This window comes from Paenibacillus sp. JZ16, from assembly GCF_015326965.1.
Lineage (GTDB): Bacteria > Bacillota > Bacilli > Paenibacillales > Paenibacillaceae > Paenibacillus_AQ.
The window spans coordinates 2,043,599-2,065,826 of the sequence record NZ_CP017659.1 but is presented as its reverse complement, the minus strand read 5'-3'; the positions used below and the strand labels follow the sequence as shown (position 1 = coordinate 2,065,826).

The window sequence follows — 22,228 nt, the reverse complement described above, 5'->3', positions numbered from 1 at the left end:
GCGATAAAGCAATGATTTTGAATGTAATTATCCTTGTTATAACTGTCCTGTTAACCGGTTATTTTTCAATAAAATATCGCTTGTGGAAACGCATATAACAATAGGCAGGTTGTAGAGGCGCACTTGATCCTCTCCAATCCTGCCTTTTTTTGTAACTCATTTCATCAATAAGGATTGTCCTTGTTCTTCAGCACTTCCGCGAGAAAGGTCAGAGCCAAGCCTTGACCCCAGCCCTGGATTCGCTTATCGGGCACGCCTCTGTAACCTGCGGCGTCTTTCATGACGGCCGTTCCCGCGGATACGCCGGTTACGGTGCCATCCTCAGTAATCTTGGACAAAATGCCGTCAATCGATTTCTGCGTGTATTTATTATAGATGCGTCCCTTGGTCAGCAGGGCGGCGGCGATGCCGGCCGAGCCGGACGTTTCCAGCGGGGATTGCGGATCGCTTGTAATCGTATGCCACAGGCCGGATTCATGCTGCAGCCGGACCAGGGCGCTGAGCTGGTCGCGCAGCGATCCTTCGATGATCATGAAGGAAGGATGCGTAACCGGCACGAGCTCCAGTGCACGAGCCATCGTGATGGCGGCCCAGGCATTGCCCCGGCACCAGAACACGCCCGACATATGGTTGCCGGCAATATTGTCCCAGCCGTGGTAATAGAGATTCGTAACAGGGTCCTGCAGGCAATCTTCATGGCCATGATACTGCTTCAGGCCATCCTCGAAGTAATCCTCCCGGTCCAGCATCACGCCGATCCGAAGCAGGAAGTAGCCTGCCATGAACATCGTATCAACCCACGCCTGCTCCGGAAAGTTATACGTTTCGGAGTTCACCGTATGCTGAAAGATGCCGTTGCCGAAACGCAGCGCATCATGCGTGAGAAACTCGGCCATTTCCTTGGCCGTTTCAATATACCGCTCATCTTCATAAACCTCGTATAAGGTCAGCAGGGAATGACCGATGGAGACGCCGTTGACGGACAGCTTGGGCAGCCCATCCTCCATATTTTCATCGACCCAGGCTTTCAGCTGTTCCAGATACTCCTGTTTGCCGGTGGCCTTATAGGCTTCGCATACTCCGTAAAAGGCGACCCCGCCCGGCCAGTCCCAGCTGAAATCCATGCGAAAGGTCCGGTCGACCACGCGGTCTATGACAACCTCAATCTGTTGATCATCAAATACAAGTGCAGGCATGATGAGAAACTCCCTTCATATTCTATTTGCTTCTATCTGTATGAATTACCCTTTCAATCCCGTCGTACTGATCCCTTCCACGATATATTTCTGGAAGATAAAGAAGACGATGACGACCGGCAGCAGCGATAAGGTAGCCATAGCAAACATGCCGCCCCAGTTATTAAGCGACTCCCCGTCAAGGAAGAGCTTCAAGGCAAGTGACACCGGGTATTTCTCCGGATTGTTCAAGTAAATGAGCGGATTGATGAAATCATCCCATCTCCAGTAGAAGGAGAATATGGAACACGTAATGAGAGCGGGTACGATCAATGGCACAACGATCCGGAAAAATATCCCGTATTTGCTGCATCCGTCAATCTTGGCGGCTTCATCCAGTTCCTTCGGAATGGTGCGGATAAATTGCATGATCAGGAAGATGAAGAACGGAATGCCGAAGAATTGGGGAACAATTAATGGTTTGAAGGAAGACAGCCAGCCGAATTTGGCGAACATCACATACTGCGGAACGATCACGACATCATGAGGCAGCATCATCGTAATCATCATGCAGGCGAACCAGAATTGCTGACCGAAGAACTTGGTCCGAGCCAGGCCGAAGGCGACAAGCGCAGAGGAAGCGACGGCACCGATGGTGGATATGATGACAATGATAAAAGAATTTTTAAAGAAGGTACCGAAGGTAGTCCCGGCAAAACCCTTCCAGCCTGTAGCATAATTCGAGAATTCCAGCCGACTCGGAATCAGGCTGTAAGCCGTCGTGAATATTTCATGATTGGGCTTCAGCGAGCTGGCGACCAGCCACAGAATCGGATAAGTCATGCAGAGGGCGAACAATCCGACCAGGGTATGGTAGAGAACACGTCTGGATTTGGTCATAACCGTCAATCTCCTTTCGACTCGTAATGAACCCAGCGGGTAGATGATCTGAAGATGAGCAGGGTCAGGACACCAACGATAATGAGCATGATCCAGGCAAGCGCCGACGCGTATCCCATCTCAAAATGCGAGAACGCCTTGCGGTACAAATAGAGCGAATAGAGCAGCGTTTGGTCCAGGGGCCCGCCTTCTCCGCGCGAAATAATGTAGGCCGGAGTGAAGGTCAGGAACGCCGAAATTGTCTGGAGCGTCAAATTAAACAAAATAATGGGGCTGAGCATAGGCAGCGTAATCTTGAAAAAGCGATGGACCGCATTGGCACCGTCCACGCTGGCAGCCTCATAGTAATCCTTCGGGATATTTTTCAAACCAGCCAGAAAAATGATCATCGAGGAGCCGAACTGCCAGATAGACAAGGCGATTAGTGTCCATAGCGCCGTGCTCGGATTTCCGATCCAAGAGGTCGTGGAATGGATCCCGAAGAGGGAAAGGGCAGAGTTCACGAGTCCCTTGTCGCCAAAGATCTGCTGCCACATGATAGCCACGGCCACGCTTCCGCCAATGAGAGATGGCAGGTAGAAGGCAGAGCGGTACAGCCCTACCGCCTTGGTTGCGGTATTCAGGATCATGGCAACAAAGAGGGCGAAGATAAGGCGGAGGGGGACACTGGCAAATACATAGGTGAACGTGACCTGGAACGATTTGCCGATCTTGTCGTCCTCCAGGAACAACCGTTCATAATTCCCCAAGCCCAGCCATCTTGGTGCTTCCATCAGATTGTAATTGGTGAACGAATAATACAGGGACGACAGAATTGGATATAAGGTAAAGATGAGAAAACCAAGAACGAACGGCGCTGAAAACACGTAACCGGTGATGTGCTCGTTCTCACGGAGCCTCTTCATAGATTTCAACCCCTATGATTCAGATTTGGTTGCGCCCCGTGCAGGGGTCACTGATGTAAAAAGGCATCTCTTGCACGGGAAAGACGTGCCGGAGATGCCTTGTCTAGCCGTGTCCTGGTTATTGCTGAGATCTGGCCAAGATGGCATTCGCTTCCTTGCGGAACTCGGCCGCGGCATCTTCGATCGAGATTTTCTTGAACAGGATGCGTTCGCTGAGATCTCGCAGCAGCTTCTCGATTTCCACCGCGCCGATCGGGTTAGGCGGATCGCCTGGCGTGCTGTTGGCCTCAGCCCAAGTAACATAGTCGAAAATCTTGGCTTCGTTCTCGGAGAGGAGCGGCTTGAGCGCTTCCTTCACCTTGGCGGATACGGGAACGCCGCGTTCGCCCTTGATCAGCTTGTTGGCCTCAATGTCGTTGATGAAGAAGCTGATGAATTTGGCGGCTTCTTCTTTATGCTTGGAGGTTTCGGTGACCGAGAAATACATCGATGGTTTCAGGAAGAGTCCTTCTTTTGTTCCGGGTCCCGGCATCGGATTCAGCTCCAATGGACGATCGGTTACCAGATTGGCCACGGCGAGGAATTGGTTGGACCAGCCGGTGCCTGATATGGAGTTGCCCAGGACAATTTCATCCTCTTCGGCTACGCCTTTCTTCTGGGCTTCCTTGTCCAGGGACAGGATATATCCGTTGTCGTACCATTTCTGGTAGCGGGTGAAGTAATCGATAAAAGGCTGGTCGTCGCTGTATCCGATGGTTTTGCCGTCAGCGCTGTACATTTTCTGCCCGATGGTTCTTAGGTAGTAAGGGAAGAAGACGTCATGCCGGTAAGCAAAGCCTCCGATTTGCAGGCCTTTTTCTTTGGCTTGTGCCCCCATCTTGTCCATGTCGTCCCAGGTCCATTCCTTGGACGGAATATCGATGCCGTTCTTCTTCATCGTCTCCACGTCGAATGTAGTCTGGAGTGCGTTCACGCCGAGGTTCATGGCAACCAGCTTGCCGCTGACCTCACCACCGCTCAGCGCATTCTCGCTGACATCGGCGACATCGAGCTCGCCGCTCTCGGTAAACGGCTTCAAATCCGCCAGTTGATTCCGGCCTGCATATTGATTCAGGTAGGAGATGTCCATCTGGATAATGTCCGGAAGTCCGCCGGCCACCGCTTGGGGAGCAAGCTTCTTCCAATAGTCATCGAATGGAGCATACTCCGGCTCAATGGTGACATGCGGATTCTGGGACTCATACATCTCGATGACCTTCAAGGTATAATCATGCCGGGACTGACCGCCCCACCACGCAATGCGGAGCTTGACCGGATCCTTGCTATCGCTTGCAGCCGGCGGCGTTTCCGTTCCGGTTCCGCCGTTTGCCGGTGGTTCTGCGGCGCCGCCGCCCGAACAGCCGATCAAACTTCCGATCAGGGAAAACATCAGAACCGCGTTTAACACTTTTTTCATTCCATTTCCTCCCCTTTGTTAATCAACCATTTCATGACGCTCCAAATGTTAGTGCTTACATTCCCAATTATCTAGTGTTTGCGGGGAAAGAGTAAGGAAAAAAACCGTGCAATTTGTTTAAAAAGCAGAGATGTACGTACAAGTTAATCACTCTTTTTCATGTATTCAGAGGGTGTACAGCCAATCTGTTTCTTGAACACTTGGCTAAAATATTGAGGATTATCGCCGAAACCGAGCCGTTCCGCCATTTCAAAAATTTTGATATCGGGATCGCTTGCCATCATTTCGGTTGCGCGCTTCATCCGAAGCTTCATCACGTAATTGGAGAACTTCTCGCCGGTCTCCTTCTTGAACAGCTTGCCGAGATAGTCGGCGTTCATATACAGCATGTCGTTTGCCACCAGATTTAGGGTAAGCTCCGAATTCCCCAGCTGCTCCTCGATAATCTCAACCACCTTGCGGACGATGGCATTATATTTGACTTTGTTCTGCTCGAAGTTTCGCAGCGTGATTTCCCGTACCGTTTTCTCCAAGAAAGATTGAATGGCTTGAAGCGTACTCATCTCGGCGATTTCCGGAATCCGTGCATAGTGTTCTTGCATCCGATCCGGGTCGGTTAGACGGATGAGGGATACATATTGCTGAATGACATAGGATTTGGTCATGTCGATACTAAGCTGCGCATGCTTCAGCTCCTGAACAAATTCGGCCAAGGCAAGCTCCGCTTCGTTGCGGTGGCCGGATCGGACCGGCATGCACAGGCGTTCCTCGTCGAGGACAAACGTTCCTTCCAGGCCGCCGGCGTGCAGCGTATCTTCCGTCGTGATCATCCCGCTCTCATCCAGATAGAAACGGTAGTTCAAGCATTGCAGCGTATCCCGGTACAGCTTCCGCGCCAGGATAACAGGTCCGGGATCGCTGATCGCGATTGTGACGTCCATCTTGTAATACTGTTTAAAAGTACACCGGATATCCTGCAGCTGCTCATGGAGCCGCTGCTGATCATGTTGGTTCTCGATTAGCACCAGTACATGCTGTCCGATCGTCGTACTCAGCAGCGTTGTGTCCAACAGATCCTCCGCAATGTTCTTCACGGCAAATTGATGCTCGTATTCGACGGTGCCCTCCAGCTGGAACAATAGCAGCCGTACGGGCTGATCGAAATCGTATTCGAATAGGCTTCGGTACTCCTCCAGATCATGGCGCCCATAGGTCTTGTTGGTGACAAACTCTTTGAGCACCTGTTCTTTGACATGGGGCAGTACCTTCCGGAGCCGGTTCTTCATCTCCTGGACAAACGTTTCCTTGTTCCGGTCCTGGGTCAACTCGTTGATGACCTCTTTCAGCGCTCCTCCGATCTTGACCTCGTCGGTCGGCTTCAGCAGATAATGCTTCACGCCGTATTGCATGGCGCGATTGGCATACTCGAATTCGCCGAAGCCGGACAGCAGCACGAATTTGATATGAGGATGGGAGGCGTGGGTCTTCGCAACGAGCTCCAGACCGTCGAGCCCGGGCATGCGAATGTCGCAAACGACGATATCCGGGCTCTCCCTGACGATTTTTTCATATGCTTGAATTCCGTTCTGGGCCGTACCCGCCAGCTCGGTTCGGTATGATCGCCAGTCCACCATCTGAGATATGCCATCCAGTATAATCCGTTCATCGTCCACAAGCAGAACTTTGTACATCCGAATCCCTCCGTTATTTGGGTAAATACAGAACTACACGGGTCCCTAGACCCGATCCGCTGTCAATGGACAAACCGTAGTGGTCGCCGAAAGCCAGCTTGATTCGTTCATCGATATTTAACAGTCCGATCCCGTTACCGCTGGTGGCCAAATCGCCATTTCGCAATTGCGTCAAGGTATCTGGTGCCATGCCGGGACCGTCATCCTCCACGATGACGCAGAACGCGGAAGGTGTCTCCTTGCAGAACAACGAAATTCGGCAAGGGTCAACGGACGGCTCCAGCGCATAATGAATTGCATTTTCGAGCAGAGGCTGGAGAGACAGCTTGGGGATTTTGCGGTGCAGATCCTGCTCTTTAACATCCAGCGTAAACTCTAGTCGGTCTTCAAATCGGAACTTCTGTATGAGGACATAGTTTCGGACAATCTCCAGTTCTTCACCCAGTGTCAGAATAGGCTCCTTCAGACTGACGGAGTTACGGAGAAGGAAGGCTAACGCTTGCACCATGTCCGAGATTTGGGTTTGCTTGTTCATCTTTGCCAGCCAGTTCACGGATTCCAGCGTGTTATACAAAAAGTGGGGGTTGATTTGCGCTTGCAGCGCTTTGAACTCGGTCTCTTTGATCAACAACCGGTTTGAATAATTCTCGGTGATGAGGGCATTGATTCTTTCGATCATGAGACGGAATGTGCGATGCAGCAGGCCCAGCTCGTTCATGGCGACAGGGGCTGCGTCCTGCGGGAGCACGTTGGCTTCCGCAAAGTTTCCTTTTTCCGCGAGCTTCATCCGGGTGATGAGACTTTCGATAGGACGTGTCAGACCCCGGCTGAACCGGATGCCGAGCAGAATCGCAACCGCGAAAATAACGGTGAACACGATGATGACAAGCTCTTTAATGAAAATGATTTGCTTGAAGGTTTGGTTAAAGGGTGTAACATTCATATACGTCCAGCCCGTGTTGCCAGATCGATTATGTGCGATAAAGTAGGTGTGGCCATCGATTTCCCGAGTTAGGTACCCGTTCCCGGACGACAGGGAGGATTGAATGACGACCGGATCGAAGTGCGGCGTTGCGGGATATATGACATCGGTACCGGAAGTTACGATCAGGTCGCTTTCCCCGCCGGCGGACTTCCGGACGATTTTGTCCATATTGATGCGAATGATGATGGTACCCAAATAGTTAAGATCGAACAAAGTGCCGGTATAGGATCTTATTTCCCGGGAAAGTAGAAGGGCAGAATCCGTATCGTCAGGGTATATCCAGCGCTCTCCCCCATCCGCGTCCCCGGCAAGCTGAAGAATCAACTCCTTCTTGGCAGGATCAATCGGGACAACGCTGCCGACGTCCTGCTGCTGATCATACGAATCGATCAGGTGAATGGAGTAGAGCATGGGCTCGGAGCCTACGTAATTCAGGAGGCGGTCCACCAAATGCTGCCGGAGGATGAGCCTGTCATAGTCGGATTCGCTTCCGGCGATGGAACGTAATATATTCTGGATCTGGGTATCGGTAATGATATTAAAAGATAACTGTTCGATCCGCTCGAGCTCTGCCTCAATCGCGGAGGAAGACAGGTGAAGGACCTGGGATGATTTGAGGTACAGCTGCTCGTCGTAGATGGAGAAGGCATACTGCTGGACGATGACGGCGAACGTGAATGCCATTGCAACAATTAAGCTGATAAGAAGGGAAAGCTTATTTTTGATTTTCATATTTTTATAAATCGTTATCCATTTTTGCACGGCAACGTCTCCTTGCGCTGGTCCCAAAATGTTGTGTACACATTATGTACCGGGCTGTAAACGCTGTCAATACAAGCGCTGTTATTCCAGCGCCTGGAATAATTAAAGAGGCTTTGCTTATGTAGTCGGTTATTTGAACAAGGAGAACGGTTATTTGAATTTATGTTCGGAGGCTCGCAATTCATAATGGATTTAGATGAAATTCAACCGGAAGAGGTGAAGTACGTTGCAATGGATGTATAAATTCGATTTTGGCACGGGAACGCCGGGCCAAGAACATATCAAAATAAACGCTGAAACCTTATATAATCCTGACATTGGCTACGGATTCCTTTCCTTATCCAACGTCTCTGCCTTGAAGCGGGCGGGGGAAGAGGCATTAACGGGAGATTTTATCATACCGCTGAATGCTGCGTTTCAAGTCGATGTGATCGATGGTCTGTACACCCTGCATCTGCTGATCGGTGATGCCTGGTTTGATACCGAAACCTCGATTCATGGAACGGAAGGTCAGAGGCTGCTGGACGGGAAACGTATACCGGCAGGCCACTTTGAACGATTTAGCATCACGGTGCCGGCCGTCCAAGGTAAAATCGTACTGACCTTCTCGGGCCGGGCTCCCCGGATTAATGCAATGGAAGTGGCACCTGCGCCACATGCTTGCAACTTGTTTTTGGCAGAGGATTCAACCGTAACGAACCAGCCTGCGGACGGTTATCCCTATGCTGGGTGGGGGCAAATGCTGCCCGCTTATATTAAAGCGGATGCGGTTGTGAGCAATTATGCTCGTTCCGGCCGAAGCTCCAAGAGCTTTATTACGGAGGGATTATTGGAGCAAATACGTGAGAAGATGAAGCCTCATGATTATATGCTGATTCAGTTTGGCCATAACGACCAAAAGCGGGATGAGGAGAGGCATACGGAGCCTTTTTCGACATACAAGGAATTTTTAAAGAAATACGTGGATGTTTGCCGGGAGAAACTGGCGACGCCGATCCTGGTAACGCCCGTTCATCGTCGCTATTTTGATAGTAAGGGGCTATTGGAGGACACGCATGGCGATTATATCACGGCGGTGCGCGAACTGGCGCAGGAGGAGCATATTCCCTTGGTCGATTTGGCGGCGCTGAGTTTGGAGTATTTTAACCAGCTGGGTCCCGAAGGGACCCAATCCGTGTTTATGTGGGGGAGGCCAGGGGAATTTCTTCTGTTTCCACAGGGCGTTAAGGACAACACTCATTTTCAAGAGCGCGGTGCGGCCCGATTGGCCGGTATGGTGGTTGACGGCTTGAAGGCACTTGGACTCCAGCCGTTGTCACTGTTTCTACGCTAGCATGATGAGTCGGAACGTGGATTAAAGGAACTTTCTGCGTTGATCGCGAATCTAGTATCTATTCAAATTTCTTAAATTATGAGTTGTGAGGAGTGAAACACATGTCAAAAGGTGAAAAACATTGGATTATTCCGGATGGGTATATCCCTCCTGAAAGCAGCGGAGAACTAACCAGTCATGAATCCGTCTGTGTCTTGAACTTATCCGAGCAGGACGTTGTGGTTACGATTCATGCTTACTTCGAGGATCGTGATCCGTTGCTGGGAATGGAAACCATCGTACCAGCTAGAAGAACCAAACATATACGAACGAGCACGCTTCAAACGGACGGCGGGGAAGGTATTCCTTCAGGTATTCCTTATGCCATGGAAGTTACGAGCAGTGCACCCGTATTTGTTCAATACAGCCGTCTCGATTCGACTCAGCCCGAGAATGCGTTGATGAGTGTCATGGCGTATCCGGTAACCCGATCCTAAGGAAGGTGATTGAATGGTAGGGGATATCATATATACCTCAGAGCCGCCTGAGGATTTTCGTCAACTGGAAGCATTGTATGCTTCGCTTGACTGGAACTCTATTCGTCTATCCGTCACCGAATTGAAAACCATGTGTTTGCAGAGCTGGTATGCCATCTATGCATATGAAGGACAAACACTGGTGGGTATGGGGCGGGTGATTTCCGATGGGGTGATCACCGGCGTTATATGCGGACTAGGCGTACATCCGGATTATCAGTCCAAGGGGATAGGCCGACAGATCCTCCATCGATTGGTTGAACATTGCGAGAAGTCCCGGGTCTTCCCGCAACTGATGTGTGAAGAAGGGCTGGAACCATATTATGAGAAGCTGGGTTTTCAGCGATTTACCATTGGGATGAAGAAGGATATACAGCGAACTCATTCATCGGACGTTCCGTAATCTTTGATCGTTATTTTCACCTCAGACTTAATCGGAACCTCACTAAATATTTGATCCCAATCTTTTTTGGTTGTTTTCCATATACGAGGATATTTAATTCTCAATTGGTTTCCGAAGCCGGCAACGTCCGTTTTGTATTCATGTTGAAGTTTATTGAGTACGTTGTCAACTAAACGCTCCACCTCTTCTTCAATAGCTTTTTCCGTTCTTTTCAAAAATTCAGTTTCAATGGAATTCTCTGAAACCACCCAATGCTCGGCGATTCTTCCTTCAGACTCGATTTTTATATCAAACGAGATGTTATTCCCATTAACATGAGGTTTAATTTTACTTTTCAAGGATAACACTTCGTATATAATTGGCTGCCCCGTCTTCCTATCAACGCTTTTTACCAAACCGCCTTTCCCATTTCCGAATATCCACGTTAAGCCTTCCAAGTCCTTTTCATTCAAAAAGCCGCGCAGTTTTTTAGTTTTCCCTTCAATGACGGCAGCTCCGGCGAATTTTATTTCTCCTTTCGTCGACACGATATTTTGCAAAAGAAAGCTGGCCCCCGCATGCAGCTTCCCCTCTATCTTGGTAATTGTAGTAGGAGGCAGAATTTTGGTTGTTCTTCCGTGACCGTGTGTCATTTCAACGAGTTGAAACGCTGGAATATCCATTGGCTTGTTCGATTCTAGCGTTTGACTCGCACGGTTTTGAGCGATAAGAAGGAGTCCGCTTGGTCTCATCTCCTGTTCCCTAATGTAAAAATCCAAAATCTTTTGCATATCCAGGGTACGTGCAAGATCCTCTCCAATGATAATCACTTTTGAATGCTCGGCAAAGGCGCGCTTGTCGATTCTTAATACCATATTACGCAAAGTCGGCAGGATCGCATCTCCTGTTTCAGAAACGTTATTGTAAGCTTTTTGTGGTGATGATCCTGTTTTTGTTCCTTTTCCTGTAGTCTCTGAGGTAACAAATTGATTGGTTATCGTAATTCGATTCCGGTGAGGCTGACCGCCTGGTTGTCCCGCTGACTCTTCCTGAGCACCTTCCTGTTTTTCCAAATCCATTGAAGTGCCTACAATGAGGGCTAAATCTTCAATTTCTTTATTGCTCCAACATCCTGTAAGGGGCAGGAGTATAAAAACCAACAGTGCACTCAAGAGGATCCGTATCGTGATGTGCTTCAAGCTTTTCCACCTCTCAGTCTTGATACTACAAGTAAGATTAATGGCAGTACAGCAAATAATATTAATGCGATATTGCCGATGATATCCCCAAGTTTAAAGAGGTCATTGATATTTTTTGGAATCATCGCAATGATGTAAATAATCGGAATCAAGCCATAAATAAAGGGATGAATCTTCTTTTTGAAGAGCTGCGCCATTCCTAAAGCAGCTGCATAGTAGGTAATGGTGAATGTGGTGAATATTTGCATAATCCATATCACAAGCAGCAAAGATTCAAATCGTTCAAAGATCAATCCGGGGATTTCAAAACTTCGCATAAGCTCAAGGGTAGGCCATGTACTCGTGACCACCCCATCGATCGACAAGGCTCCGATAACCATGACAACGGTGATGACGTAAAAGAGCAGAGGGATGGAAACACCGATTAGAACAACTTTTACGGCTTTGTCCGGCTTTTGCATAAACGCAACAAGAAGCAGCATAACTTCAGAACCTAAAAATGCGAGAACGGTTGTCTTTATTCCTTTTAGCATGGGGCCGATTCCCAATCCTAATACGGGACGGAGATTATCGATCTCAAATATGCCTAAGCTCAAAAAGGCAACCAGTAGAAAAATGACGATCGTAATAGGGAATATGATTTCAAACAGACGGGCGAGCGTATTGATTCCGCCAATGATCAGATAGAGACCTATCCACATGAAAGGCAGAATGATGGCCCAGGTGGGGGTGCCTTCCAGCAAAAAAAGGCCGGTTACTTCTGCCATTGTTCTGACTTCATAGGCAGAAATGGTAAAAAAGTAGCCGATAACAAGTAAACTGAGGAACCCGCCCATCCATTTACCTACAATTTCCTGGTTATATTGATAAAAGGTTTTTCCGGGGAATCGCTGGTTTAATTTCACGATGATCAACGCTACGATCATCGCGATCATCCCGCCCAAAATCACGGTAATCCAAACATCCGGTGTTTTCACTTTCTCCACAGATGTTCGCGGTAGGGTTAGAATCCCGGCAGCAAGAATATAGTTGACGAGGATCACCACTGCTTGCGAATTCGTAATTTGTTCTTTTGAACTACCTATCATGTTGGGTTATTTCCTTTCTTAGAGAGCTAGCCTTTACGGATGGAGTCTTTCCGGTGTATCGCCTCCCGACGGCGTTTCATCTTCACGAGTGGCATACGAATCATAAAGTCTTTCCAATCGCTTACTCGATATGGAACGATAGGGGTGACAAAGGGAACACCAAAACTCTCCAACCTTACTAAATGGCTGCAAAAGAAAAGGAAAAACAGAACGACCCCGTATAATCCAAACACTGCAGCGAAAAACATGGCTATAAAACGAAGCATACGAAACGTAATTCCAGCGCTGTATTGAGGGATGGCAAAGGAAGAAATGGCGGTTAACGCCACCACGATCACCATAATTGGACTGACAATCCCCGCTTGTACGGCTGCTTCTCCTATCACCAGACCACCAACGATCCCCATGGCCGGACCAATGGGTTTAGGTAATCGCAGCCCACCTTCCCGCAAAATTTCGATTGCTACTTCCATGATCAGTGCTTCGATGAGTGCGGGAAACGGTACGCCTTCCCTCGTGCCCATGATCGACAAGGCCAGTTTGGTTGGGATCAATCCTTGGTGAAACGATACAAACGAAATGTACAAGGAGGGTCCAAATAGCGATATAAAAGCCGCAAAATAACGCAACAGGCGGATGAGAAATGTAGGTAACCAACGATCATAATAGTCCTCTGGTGAGTGCAGCATCATACTAAATGAAATTGGAACGATCAAAGCGAAAGGCGTCCCATCTAACAAGATCGCTACTCGTCCTTCCATCAAGGCACTGTAAACGCGGTCGGGACGCTCCGTATTCTGTACTTGGGTAAAAGGACTAAGGTAATTATCCTCGATCAGCTGTTCTACATAGCCTGATTCCGGTACATCATCTATATTTATTTTTTGGATTCTTTTCTGGACCTCTTCCACCAAAGCAGGATCAGCCATATCTGTGATATAAGCGATGACAAGTTCTTTTTTTGAACTTTGCCCTACTTGAAACTTAATGATGGATAAGTTGTTGTTGTCACCATGCTGTCGTAAAAGAGCGGTATTATCACGTAACGATTCTGTGAAACCTACCCGTGGGCCTCTAACCAATGGTTCAGAAGACGGTTCTTCAATACTGCGCGATTTCCCTTTGGTCGTACCAAGAATGAGCACATGCTGCAATCCATCCACTAACAGTGCAGTCGAACCTGTCAATATCTTGGACGTTAAGTCATTAACATGTTGTGTTTCTGTTACTTCACTAATGGTAAGAACTTGATTTTTAATCAACTCTTTAGAGAGGACCCCTTGCACAAGAGATGGATCCTGATTGTTTTTTTCGGAGAAGCTCACCATAAGCGATTTCATAATGTGCTGGTCGATGAGCTCTTTATCCGACAGTCCGTCTACGTAAATGATGGCCGCACCAATGCCTGTGCCTCCAATGTAAAACTCCCTAAATTGCACATCCGAGTTATGGCCGATCTTAGTTCTTACCAGTTCAAGATCCAAGGCGAAGTTCCCCGAAAAACGGTTTGTTGAGGTTTCAGCAGGATCCAATGTTTTTTTGTTTTCATGGTCATGTTGTTTCATGGTTGAACCCCGCCATTTCTTCAGTCTTCCTTTGAGTTATGAACCCATTTAAAAAACCTTGAGATTATATATGGAACCATAAATGCGATAAAACCCTGCATAAAGACCTTCCAATCCGGAAGGTAGGAAAGCACCATTCTCCACATGTTAATCCCCCTGTTATGACAGCATTAGCGCCATTTAAGCGTAAGTCTCTATAATGCCATTATTATCTAAGCAACAACCGTTTAAACTTAATACTCGACGACTACGCAGGAGTCGAACTAAGGATTATTGGAAAGATTGGCTTGACCAAAGACACTGGATACGCGGGAGGGAAATAATGTTAAAATAGCATCAGGCAGGTAGCTCGATGTACGTTGGGAGGTTACCATAAGATGAAGACATTGTCGGTAGGGATCATAGGGACCGGATTTGGCGGTACTGTTCATGCTCCCATTCTTCAACTGCACCCGGGGATGGAGGTGAAATCCATTGCCAGTGTGCATCGACAGCGCACGGAGGACCGCTCGTGGAATGGAATTCCGTATTACAGGAACTGGCGTGACATGCTGGAGAGTGAACCGTTAGATCTGGTCTCGATTGTATCGGCGCCCGTCCATCATTATGAAATGACGATGCTCGCCCTCCAGTCCGGCTATCATGTCCTGACGGAGAAGCCTCTGGGCATGAATACGGAGCAAACGTTACAGATGTGGAGAGCGTCAGAACAGGTGGATCGACAAGCTTTCGTTAATTTTCAATGGAGATGGACACCGATTCGGCAACGAATCAAGCACATGTTGCAAGGTAAAGAACTCGGAGACATACAGCATATCAAATATACAGGGAGCTTTTCCGGCCACTCCGTACTGTCTAATTCTTACCGGGGATGGGAAGCGCGCAGCGAGGATGGCGGTGGATTCCTGTTTGCGATCGGTTCGCATATGGTAGATTCCCTCTTGTGGTGGATGGACGAAGAAATTACGGAAGTGTACGGCGACCTGAGAACCCAGGTTCCGGCCTATAACGGAGATGCAGGGCTTGAGCTTAGGGATGCTGATGATGCCTTTACCTTCACAGGGTGTTTTAAGGGAGGAGCTTCTTTCCTTGCGGATGTATTTTTTCCGGGAATCCGCGGAGCGGGCTGGACGTTAGAGATCTACGGGACGAAGGGGACGCTGGTGATGCGAAATGATCATACCCTCGAATGCAGCTTCGGCGGGGCGTTTGACTCTATCCCGATGGATCCGTTTGACCCGCCGGCTAACCTGGAAGCCCCGGCAGTGCCCTATTATAACGGTTTCTATCAGATGATAGACGGCATATATCAGAGCATAACTGCAAACCGATTATTGTTGAATATGCCGAATTTCGAGGATGGCCACAAGGTACAAGCTGTTCTGGATGCGATTCGTCTTTCGTCCGTTACACACAGCCGAGTCAGCGTTGATTATGGATCCATGATTCGAAATGGGTAATAGGAAAGGTAAAGGAGGGGGAGTCATGACTCCGAGGCGCTTACAGATCGGAATGTGGGATCATTTTACCGAAGATCGATGGGAGGAGCTTGCAGACAAGTTTATCAGCGGGATGGAAATTTGCTGTTTTTCGAATCGGGAGGAATTATTGCAGGTCAGCGATTTTTGCTGCAGCCAGCGGATCGCTTTCGGTGTGCATGCTCCGATACTGGGCGACGCTGGATATCGATTGCCTCAAGTTAATGCACCGGAGGCCGGGATTTTCCAGGAAGCACTTGAACAAATCTCGACTGAGGTTCAGTTAGCCTCCAGTGTGGGCGCAGATTATATGCTGTTCCATTATCCATTCTATCCGGTATTTCAGGAGCCCTTTACTCCGTATCCGAGACTTCCCGATTCCGCACATCGTTATAGTTACAACCAATTGAGCAAAACAAAATTCCGGGACATTTCCAAGCGGTTATTTGAGTTTCTTTGTGAGCTGCAGCTCCGCTACGGGCAGCACATTGTACTGGAGCATGATTTTTTTGGTGATTACGAGGATGTGTTTGTAGATAGCTTTCACGATTATCCTGACATCGGGTTTGTGCTGGATACGGCCAGACTTGATATTACCCGCAGGGCCTTTCGCGGGTTTGACCCGTATCATTTTCTGGATCGGATGGCATCCCGGGTATATTTGGTCCATTACAGCAACGTATTTTATGATGAGGACAAGTTCACGCATCACCTGCCTGTCCTGCCGGAGCATGATCATGATGTGAATTACGGAGATGCCCACGCTTATATGCGGTATCTTGCAGATCGCAATTCACAGTTTCATGTAACGTTTGAACATAAAGCCAGTCTCATAACCCGCCAGCAGCTGCACCAGATTTATAGCCGGACGGCTTTGATGCTGGAAGAGCAGGGAGGGCACGTACTAATCCGGTAGTAAATCGGATAGATATAAAGAGTGGGCAGAGAGCTTGCAGACCCATTGCCACAATATTGGGTACGGTGTTTGACCTGAACATCAGGTGGGGAGGAACCCTCTATGCTACAGAGCTTGATCGTTGTGTTTGTGCTGACGATGGTTATTCATACGGCCGAAACCTTGTCGTACTCCGCAAGGTATGCCGGAGTGAAGCTAAACAAGATCGCTGTTGCATTATCGTTGACGGGGATTATTGTGCTGGTTTCCCGAACGTCCAACTTAGTTCAAGCTCCGCTGACAGCCAAGTTTGTTGATTATGCCAAGTTGGATCCTTCATTTGATGTGCTCTCTTATTTCAGGGCGATTCTGTTAGCCGCCTCGATCGGAACCATTGTTGCAATCGCATTGTTTCCCACCTTTGTCAATCTGTTCAGCAGAGTCATCAGCAAGCTGGAGGTCGCCGGATCGATTCCGAAGCTGGTATCCAGTGTGACCATTGGACAGCTTAAGAACACAAGGCATTACATAAGAAAACCCAACTTGAAATGGAGTCAGTTTCGTTACTTAGGAGTACCTAAACGGTTTATTATCCTGAATATTGTGGTTACGGCTTTTTACACCGTAGGTGTCCTGTCATCCCTGTATGCAGCTCACCTCATTCCTCAGTACAGCACCACAGCATCTCAGGCATCCGGGTTAATCAACGGAATCGCGACCATTATTTTAACGATATTTATTGATCCCCAGCTTGGTTTGATTACCGATAAGGCGACTCGGAACGAGGAAGCGAGGGATCAGCTTGGCAAAGTATATACGATGCTGATGGTTTCAAGGTTTTTTGGGACCATGCTGGCACAGCTCGTGATCATTCCAGCCGCTTATGTAATCAGCGAGATTGTGAAGTGGATATAAGGACTGTGATTGTTGCATGAACGCCAGAAGGAGAGAGGAAGAATCGTTATGACGCGTAAACGTGTAGTGATGGAATCCGTGCTGTTTGCTGCAGTGATATATATCGGCTATTTTGTATTTATGGTGCTGCAAGGCATGGTGCTAACACAGAGATATGTGCGGGATCTGGATTTGACCAGGCAATATGAACAATCGGAATCCCTCCAGACTCAGGTAGCTTTTGGAGTAATCGAGCGGACTAGCGAATGGTTTATCATAGCCGCAATTGGAGGCTTTATTGGATTAGGTTGCTTATATGGAAGTGTTAGATGGATGTTGGCAAAACGAAGACCGCAATCCTAACGTTGGATTTTCTACGTGAGCATAAACCCTGTCATGGATTCCTATCCAAGCCAGGGTTATTTGTTTTGAACTATATAGTCGATGTTGGATTATAGACCTTACGCATATTGGAAGTAATCCATAATAAAAGGTGTGGAAAAAGAGGACAAGAAGAAGTTGATTGGGTCATCCAATTACCCGGTGTATCTGTATATTAGGTGCTGACAGACCTTTGAAACGGTTATGTAAGCGCTATTTTTATGCTTGACAGCCATTTCGGATGCGTTTATGCTAAACATGCGGTTAATTGGGTCGTCCAATTATCGTTTGCGCAAGTAGGGATAGAGAGGGTAGTCATATGACCATTAAGAAGATTAAATATCATCGGGTGTACGAGGATGTCATCGAACAGATCAAGAATTTGATTCTGGAAGGAAATTTGACCCCGGGTGACGTTCTTCCGACAGAGCGGGAGCTGGCCCAATCGTTTGGCATTAGCCGCGGGACGTTGCGGGAAGCTTTCCGCATTCTGGAGCGCGAAGGACTGATCGAAGCCAGACCCGGAGGCGGGCGTTTCCTGAGCAAGGCACTGGATGTTGCCGAGGATCGCAGCCGCATCCTGGATAATATCGAACGTGCAACCATCATTGAGTTGTTAGAGGCGCGCGAATTGTTTGAGACCGGAATTGTGGAGCTGGCGGCAAAGCGCGCAACCGATGAGGATATCGCCGAGATTGAGGCAGCCTTCGCGACTTGGGGGGAGATCGATCAGAATGCGGAGGATCGATCGAAGCCGGATCAAGCATTCCACTTGTCGATTGCGAAAGCCACGCATAACGTTGTCCTCGTCAATATGATTGAATTGCATATGGATTTGCTGCAGCGGACACTGAGCAAAACCGCTCAGATTCCGGGTCGCAAGAGCGAGGTCTACGAAGAACATTTACTTATTTTGCAAGCCATTAAGGAACGTGACCCGGTAAAAGCGAAGCTGGCTTTGCTGAACCATCTCAGAAGGGTTAAAGAAAACATACAGAAAAACTACATTCATGTTTAAGAGGGGAGAAAGGCACCCCTTTTAGCACAAATTGGATAATCCAATTATCCAATGGTCATGGGTGAATATGTTGGTAGAGAGGGACTGCAGATGAATACAGACATTCGAATTCTATCACCCTGCGGCATGCTGGGATATGGATTTCCTGAACAATCCTTTCGGAACGGACTGGAGTTCGAGCTGCACGGCATCGTCGTTGATGCGGGCTCCACGGATGGGGGACCGCACAAGCTGGGCGCCGGCGTATCGATCGTCAGCAAGCGGGCGGTCAAGAAGGATCTGGACATTATGCTCACAAACGGTTTGCCCCGGAAAATTCCGATCATCATCGGCTCGGCCGGGGGCTCGGGGCACGGACCCATGTGAACTGGACGCTGGATATCATTGATGAGATTTTGGATGAGCGGGGGCTTCAGGCCAAGGTGTCCGTCATATGGGCCGACTTCACCCGGGAGGAAATCCATCAGGCGAAGGAAGAAGGGCGGATTAAGGCACTAAGTCCGAATATTCCGCCGCTCACCAGTGAGTTGATTGACTCCACCAACAGCATCGTTGCCCAGATGGGACACGAGCCTATTGTGGAAGCGCTTCAACAAGGTGTGGACATCATCGTCTGCGGCCGGGCGTATGATCCTTCGCCTTTCGCGGCGATCGGGATCTATCACGGCAAGGACCCGGGGCTGTCCTATCATCTGGGCAAAATATTGGAATGCGGCGCATTGTGCGCGGAACCGGGAACCACCAAAGACAGCATTCTTGGCACGATCAGCGACCATTCGTTTACCGTTCAATCGCTTAACCCGAGCCGGACGTGCAGCCCGACCAGTGTTGCGGCCCATACCTTTTATGAGAAGGAACATCCGTTTATTCTGCACGGCCCCGGCTTTACCCTCGATTTGGAGAACTGCCGCTTCGAGGAAGTGGAGAAAGGCATCGTTCGTGTGACGGGCAGCCGTTTCCTTCCGGCGGAGAAATATTTCATCAAGCTGGAAGGAGCAAGACGCGTAGCGTATCGGACCTTCGTGGTGGCCGGGATCCGGGATCCGCTCTTGATCGGGAAGCTGGAAGAGGTTGAGGAATATGTGCGCAACCAGGCGCGCGAATATTACCGGGAAATTCCGGAATCGGATTATCGGATCCAATTTTACAACTACGGCAAGAATGGTGTTCTCGGAAGCAAGGAGCCTGAGTCTTTTGCCGGACATGAGGTCGGCGTCATGTTCGAAGTGGTGGCCAAGACGCAGGAATTGGCGAACAGCATCTGCGCGACGGTGCGCTCCACCTTCCTGCATTATGGCTATGAAGGCCGGAAATCAACAGCAGGCAATCTGGCATTTCCATTCGCGCCAAGCGATATCGAGTTCGGTCCTGTGTATGAGTTCTCCGTCTATCACCTGATGGAAATGAAAAATAATGCTTTTCGTATAGAGCATCGATAAGGAGGATCAAACCATGACAGAACTCGGCGATTTAGCGAAAGTGCTGCGAAGCAAAAACTCGGGACCCTTCGAAATTACATTAGACGTGTTGTTTGATTCCAAGGAGCAGTATGACAGAGTGAAACAGTCCGGCGTCATTACGAAACGGACGATATGCGAGCTGTATCAGATACGGGAGGAGCAGATTCATCATTTGGTATTTTTCGACCAGGCGCTGGGTTTCAAAATCACGATGTCGCGGGACATATCGTCGGGCAGTGTCGGCGATCGCGACGTGTACGGTGCCCAGCAGCATGCTCCCCTCATGAAACTATCCATTGAACATCTGGAGGAGGGGTAAGCCATGAAGGTATTAAGGCGATTAAGGCAGGATTGGGTACTGTACGCGATGCTGTCGCTGCCTCTGCTCTACTTTTTTATCTTTCACATCATTCCGCTGTACGGCATGAAACTCGCCTTTCAGGATTACCGGATTCTCGGGGATCATGTCTGGGTCGGGTGGAAGCACTTCAAAACGCTGTTCAGCTCGCCCGCCTTCACAAGCGTGCTGCAGAATACCATTATCATCAGCTTGATGAAAATCGTATTCGTGTTCCCGATTCCGATCATGCTGTCGCTTCTGATTAATGAAGTTCGGAGCACGAAATACCGCAAATATGTGCAATCCGTGGTCTATCTGCCACATTTCCTGTCCTGGGTCGTCATTGCCGGAATCTGGATCAGTCTCTTGAACCCTGCCGAAGGCGGAGTCAATCTGATAGCGAATTTCTTTCAACTGCCATCCGTGGATTATATGACCAGCAAGGAGCATATCCGTTGGGTGCTCGTATTCTCCGAAATTTGGAGAAGCGCCGGCTGGGATTCGATCATTTATCTGGCAGCCATCATGAAGATCAGCCCAGGATTGTATGAAGCAGCCAAGATGGACGGGGCGACCCGGCTGCAGCAGATGAGGTTCATTACGCTTCCTCATTTATACAGCACAGTTGTAACCGTCTTCATTCTGAATCTGGGCTTCTTCATGAATGCTGGTTTTGATCAGGTGTTTAACTTTATGAACGATTCCATCATTAGTGTGGTGGATATTCTGGACACATATGTGTACCGAATCGGTATCGGGAACGGACAGTTTGCCTACGCAACTGCAGCGAGTCTGTTCAAGGGCGTGATCGGTATCATCCTCATCCTGGGCACGCATTTCATATCGAAGCGCTTCTCGGGCAAGGGCGTCTGGTAAAGGAGGGATTTAAGGGTGAGACGGCTGGAAATATCCAAAATCGTCATTTATCTCATGTTGTTCGTGTTTACGCTCATGGTATTGGTTCCTCTCCTGAATCTGCTGGCGCTGTCCTTAACCGATCCCGGCAAAGCCCATCTAATGGGTGGACTGGACATCTTTCCGAAGGGATTCTCAACAATCAATTACCAACTGTTAATGTCCAATCCCTTGATTACAGGCAGTATTCTGAATTCCTTATGGATTACCGTAGCAGGCACATTCCTGAATCTGCTGCTAACCTCCATGGCGGCGTACGTGCTGGCCAGAACCGAATTTATCGGTAAAAAGGTCGTGTTGTTTTTTCTGATCGTCATTATGGTGTTTGAGCCGGGTATGATCCCAGAATACCTGCTGGTAAAGGACCTCGGACTGATGAATACGCTAACATCACTGATCCTGTACAAAGCGATCAACGTGTACTATCTCTTTATTCTCATGCGGTTCATCCAGGACATACCGGAGGAGATTCTGGAGGCATCCCGAATCGATGGCGCAGGTCATTTCCGCTTATACAGCCGAATCATACTGCCGCTGTCCAAACCGGGGCTGGCGACCTTGGGCTTGTTTTACGGAGTGTACCACTGGAATGAATATTTCAGAGCGACGCTCTACATTTCGGACCCGACCAAATGGCCGCTGCAGGTCGTGCTTAGACAATTCGTTGTCCGCAAGGACAATACGTCCCTGATCGGCAACCAGAACATGTTCGACAGCTCGATCAACTTTGATTTTGCTTCCCTGCAGGCAGGTACGATCATGATTGCGATTGTGCCGCTGTTATTCCTATATCCGTTCATTTTGAAATATTACGCCAAAGGCGAACTGGAGGGCGGAGTGAAGGATTAAGCGGGAAGGCGAAGTCAGCTTATTTATAAGGCATGAATGTTC

Annotated in this window: 20 protein-coding genes and 1 pseudogene; 12 read left to right on the top strand and 9 right to left on the bottom strand. The window is 48.8% G+C overall.

The features are described 5' to 3' along the window. Window positions 1-164: 164 nt before the first annotated feature. The 6 genes from BJP58_RS09260 to BJP58_RS09235 all read right to left on the bottom strand — a co-directional run bounded on the left by BJP58_RS09260 (window position 165) and on the right by BJP58_RS09235 (window position 7,874). On the bottom strand, window positions 165-1,196 hold the full coding sequence (locus BJP58_RS09260) for a glycoside hydrolase family 88/105 protein (RefSeq protein WP_194543672.1): 1,032 nt from the start codon (window positions 1,194-1,196) through the stop codon (window positions 165-167). 45 nt (window positions 1,197-1,241) lie between these two features. Beyond that, on the bottom strand, window positions 1,242-2,018 hold the full coding sequence (locus tag BJP58_RS09255; RefSeq protein WP_373456890.1) for a carbohydrate ABC transporter permease: 777 nt from the start codon (window positions 2,016-2,018) through the stop codon (window positions 1,242-1,244). Between the two features lie 62 nt (window positions 2,019-2,080). Beyond that, complete coding sequence (locus BJP58_RS09250) at window positions 2,081-2,980, bottom strand: carbohydrate ABC transporter permease (RefSeq protein ID WP_009589786.1); 900 nt, start codon at window positions 2,978-2,980, stop codon at window positions 2,081-2,083. A gap of 118 nt (window positions 2,981-3,098) precedes the next feature. After that, window positions 3,099-4,436 carry an ABC transporter substrate-binding protein gene (locus tag BJP58_RS09245; protein WP_194543671.1) on the bottom strand — a complete coding sequence of 446 codons (1,338 nt, stop codon included), beginning with the start codon at window positions 4,434-4,436 and terminating at the stop codon, window positions 3,099-3,101. Between the two features lie 143 nt (window positions 4,437-4,579). Then, complete coding sequence (locus BJP58_RS09240) at window positions 4,580-6,127, bottom strand: response regulator (protein ID WP_194543670.1); 1,548 nt, start codon at window positions 6,125-6,127, stop codon at window positions 4,580-4,582. 13 nt (window positions 6,128-6,140) lie between these two features. After that, a complete protein-coding gene (locus BJP58_RS09235; protein WP_194543669.1) occupies window positions 6,141-7,874 on the bottom strand; it encodes a cache domain-containing sensor histidine kinase in 1,734 nt (577 codons plus the stop codon). 235 nt (window positions 7,875-8,109) lie between these two features. Between BJP58_RS09235 and BJP58_RS09230 the strand changes: the two genes are divergently transcribed. The 3 genes from BJP58_RS09230 to BJP58_RS09220 all read left to right on the top strand — a co-directional run bounded on the left by BJP58_RS09230 (window position 8,110) and on the right by BJP58_RS09220 (window position 10,125). After that, window positions 8,110-9,207, top strand: coding sequence for a rhamnogalacturonan acetylesterase (locus BJP58_RS09230; protein ID WP_194544880.1), 1,098 nt, complete (start codon window positions 8,110-8,112; stop codon window positions 9,205-9,207). 101 nt (window positions 9,208-9,308) lie between these two features. Then, the gene (locus BJP58_RS09225) at window positions 9,309-9,683 is read left to right on the top strand and encodes a sensory rhodopsin transducer (protein ID WP_194543668.1); all 375 of its coding nucleotides are present in this window, start codon (window positions 9,309-9,311) and stop codon (window positions 9,681-9,683) included. A gap of 13 nt (window positions 9,684-9,696) precedes the next feature. After that, window positions 9,697-10,125 (top strand): GNAT family N-acetyltransferase, encoded by a 429-nt coding sequence (locus BJP58_RS09220; protein WP_194543667.1) that lies wholly within the window; start codon window positions 9,697-9,699, stop codon window positions 10,123-10,125. Here the strand turns inward: BJP58_RS09220 and BJP58_RS09215 are convergent. The 3 genes from BJP58_RS09215 to BJP58_RS09205 are packed head-to-tail and all read right to left on the bottom strand — an operon-like array spanning window position 10,104 to window position 13,956. Beyond that, window positions 10,104-11,303 carry a Ger(x)C family spore germination protein gene (locus BJP58_RS09215; protein ID WP_194543666.1) on the bottom strand — a complete coding sequence of 400 codons (1,200 nt, stop codon included), beginning with the start codon at window positions 11,301-11,303 and terminating at the stop codon, window positions 10,104-10,106. The two genes, BJP58_RS09220 and BJP58_RS09215, sit on opposite strands and share 22 nt — an antisense overlap. Continuing rightward, window positions 11,300-12,391 (bottom strand): spore germination protein, encoded by a 1,092-nt coding sequence (locus BJP58_RS09210; protein ID WP_194543665.1) that lies wholly within the window; start codon window positions 12,389-12,391, stop codon window positions 11,300-11,302. Before BJP58_RS09210 ends, BJP58_RS09215 begins: the two co-directional genes overlap by 4 nt. Window positions 12,392-12,417: 26 nt before the next feature. After that, the gene (locus BJP58_RS09205) at window positions 12,418-13,956 is read right to left on the bottom strand and encodes a spore germination protein (RefSeq protein ID WP_194543664.1); all 1,539 of its coding nucleotides are present in this window, start codon (window positions 13,954-13,956) and stop codon (window positions 12,418-12,420) included. Window positions 13,957-14,333: 377 nt separating this feature from the next. Between BJP58_RS09205 and BJP58_RS09200 the strand changes: the two genes are divergently transcribed. From BJP58_RS09200 to BJP58_RS09160, 9 genes and pseudogenes are all read left to right on the top strand, one after another. Beyond that, entirely contained in the window at window positions 14,334-15,416 is a 1,083-nt protein-coding gene (locus BJP58_RS09200) for a Gfo/Idh/MocA family protein (RefSeq protein WP_194543663.1), read from the top strand. A 25-nt stretch (window positions 15,417-15,441) separates the two neighbouring features. Beyond that, window positions 15,442-16,350 carry a sugar phosphate isomerase/epimerase gene (locus tag BJP58_RS09195; RefSeq protein WP_194543662.1) on the top strand — a complete coding sequence of 303 codons (909 nt, stop codon included), beginning with the start codon at window positions 15,442-15,444 and terminating at the stop codon, window positions 16,348-16,350. Between the two features lie 102 nt (window positions 16,351-16,452). Continuing rightward, complete coding sequence (locus tag BJP58_RS09190; protein WP_194543661.1) at window positions 16,453-17,244, top strand: lipid II flippase Amj family protein; 792 nt, start codon at window positions 16,453-16,455, stop codon at window positions 17,242-17,244. Window positions 17,245-17,292: 48 nt separating this feature from the next. Beyond that, a complete protein-coding gene (locus BJP58_RS09185; protein ID WP_194543660.1) occupies window positions 17,293-17,586 on the top strand; it encodes a hypothetical protein in 294 nt (97 codons plus the stop codon). Window positions 17,587-17,923: 337 nt separating this feature from the next. Then, a complete protein-coding gene (locus BJP58_RS09180) occupies window positions 17,924-18,622 on the top strand; it encodes a FadR/GntR family transcriptional regulator (RefSeq protein WP_113057336.1) in 699 nt (232 codons plus the stop codon). Window positions 18,623-18,673: 51 nt separating this feature from the next. Further along, window positions 18,674-20,061 (top strand): annotated as a pseudogene (locus BJP58_RS09175) (acyclic terpene utilization AtuA family protein). Window positions 20,062-20,074: 13 nt separating this feature from the next. Next, a complete protein-coding gene (locus tag BJP58_RS09170) occupies window positions 20,075-20,401 on the top strand; it encodes a DUF4387 domain-containing protein (RefSeq protein ID WP_194543659.1) in 327 nt (108 codons plus the stop codon). A 3-nt stretch (window positions 20,402-20,404) separates the two neighbouring features. Next, on the top strand, window positions 20,405-21,298 hold the full coding sequence (locus tag BJP58_RS09165) for an ABC transporter permease (RefSeq protein WP_071219970.1): 894 nt from the start codon (window positions 20,405-20,407) through the stop codon (window positions 21,296-21,298). Between the two features lie 15 nt (window positions 21,299-21,313). Continuing rightward, window positions 21,314-22,186, top strand: coding sequence for a carbohydrate ABC transporter permease (locus BJP58_RS09160; protein WP_194543658.1), 873 nt, complete (start codon window positions 21,314-21,316; stop codon window positions 22,184-22,186). Window positions 22,187-22,228: the final 42 nt, after the last annotated feature.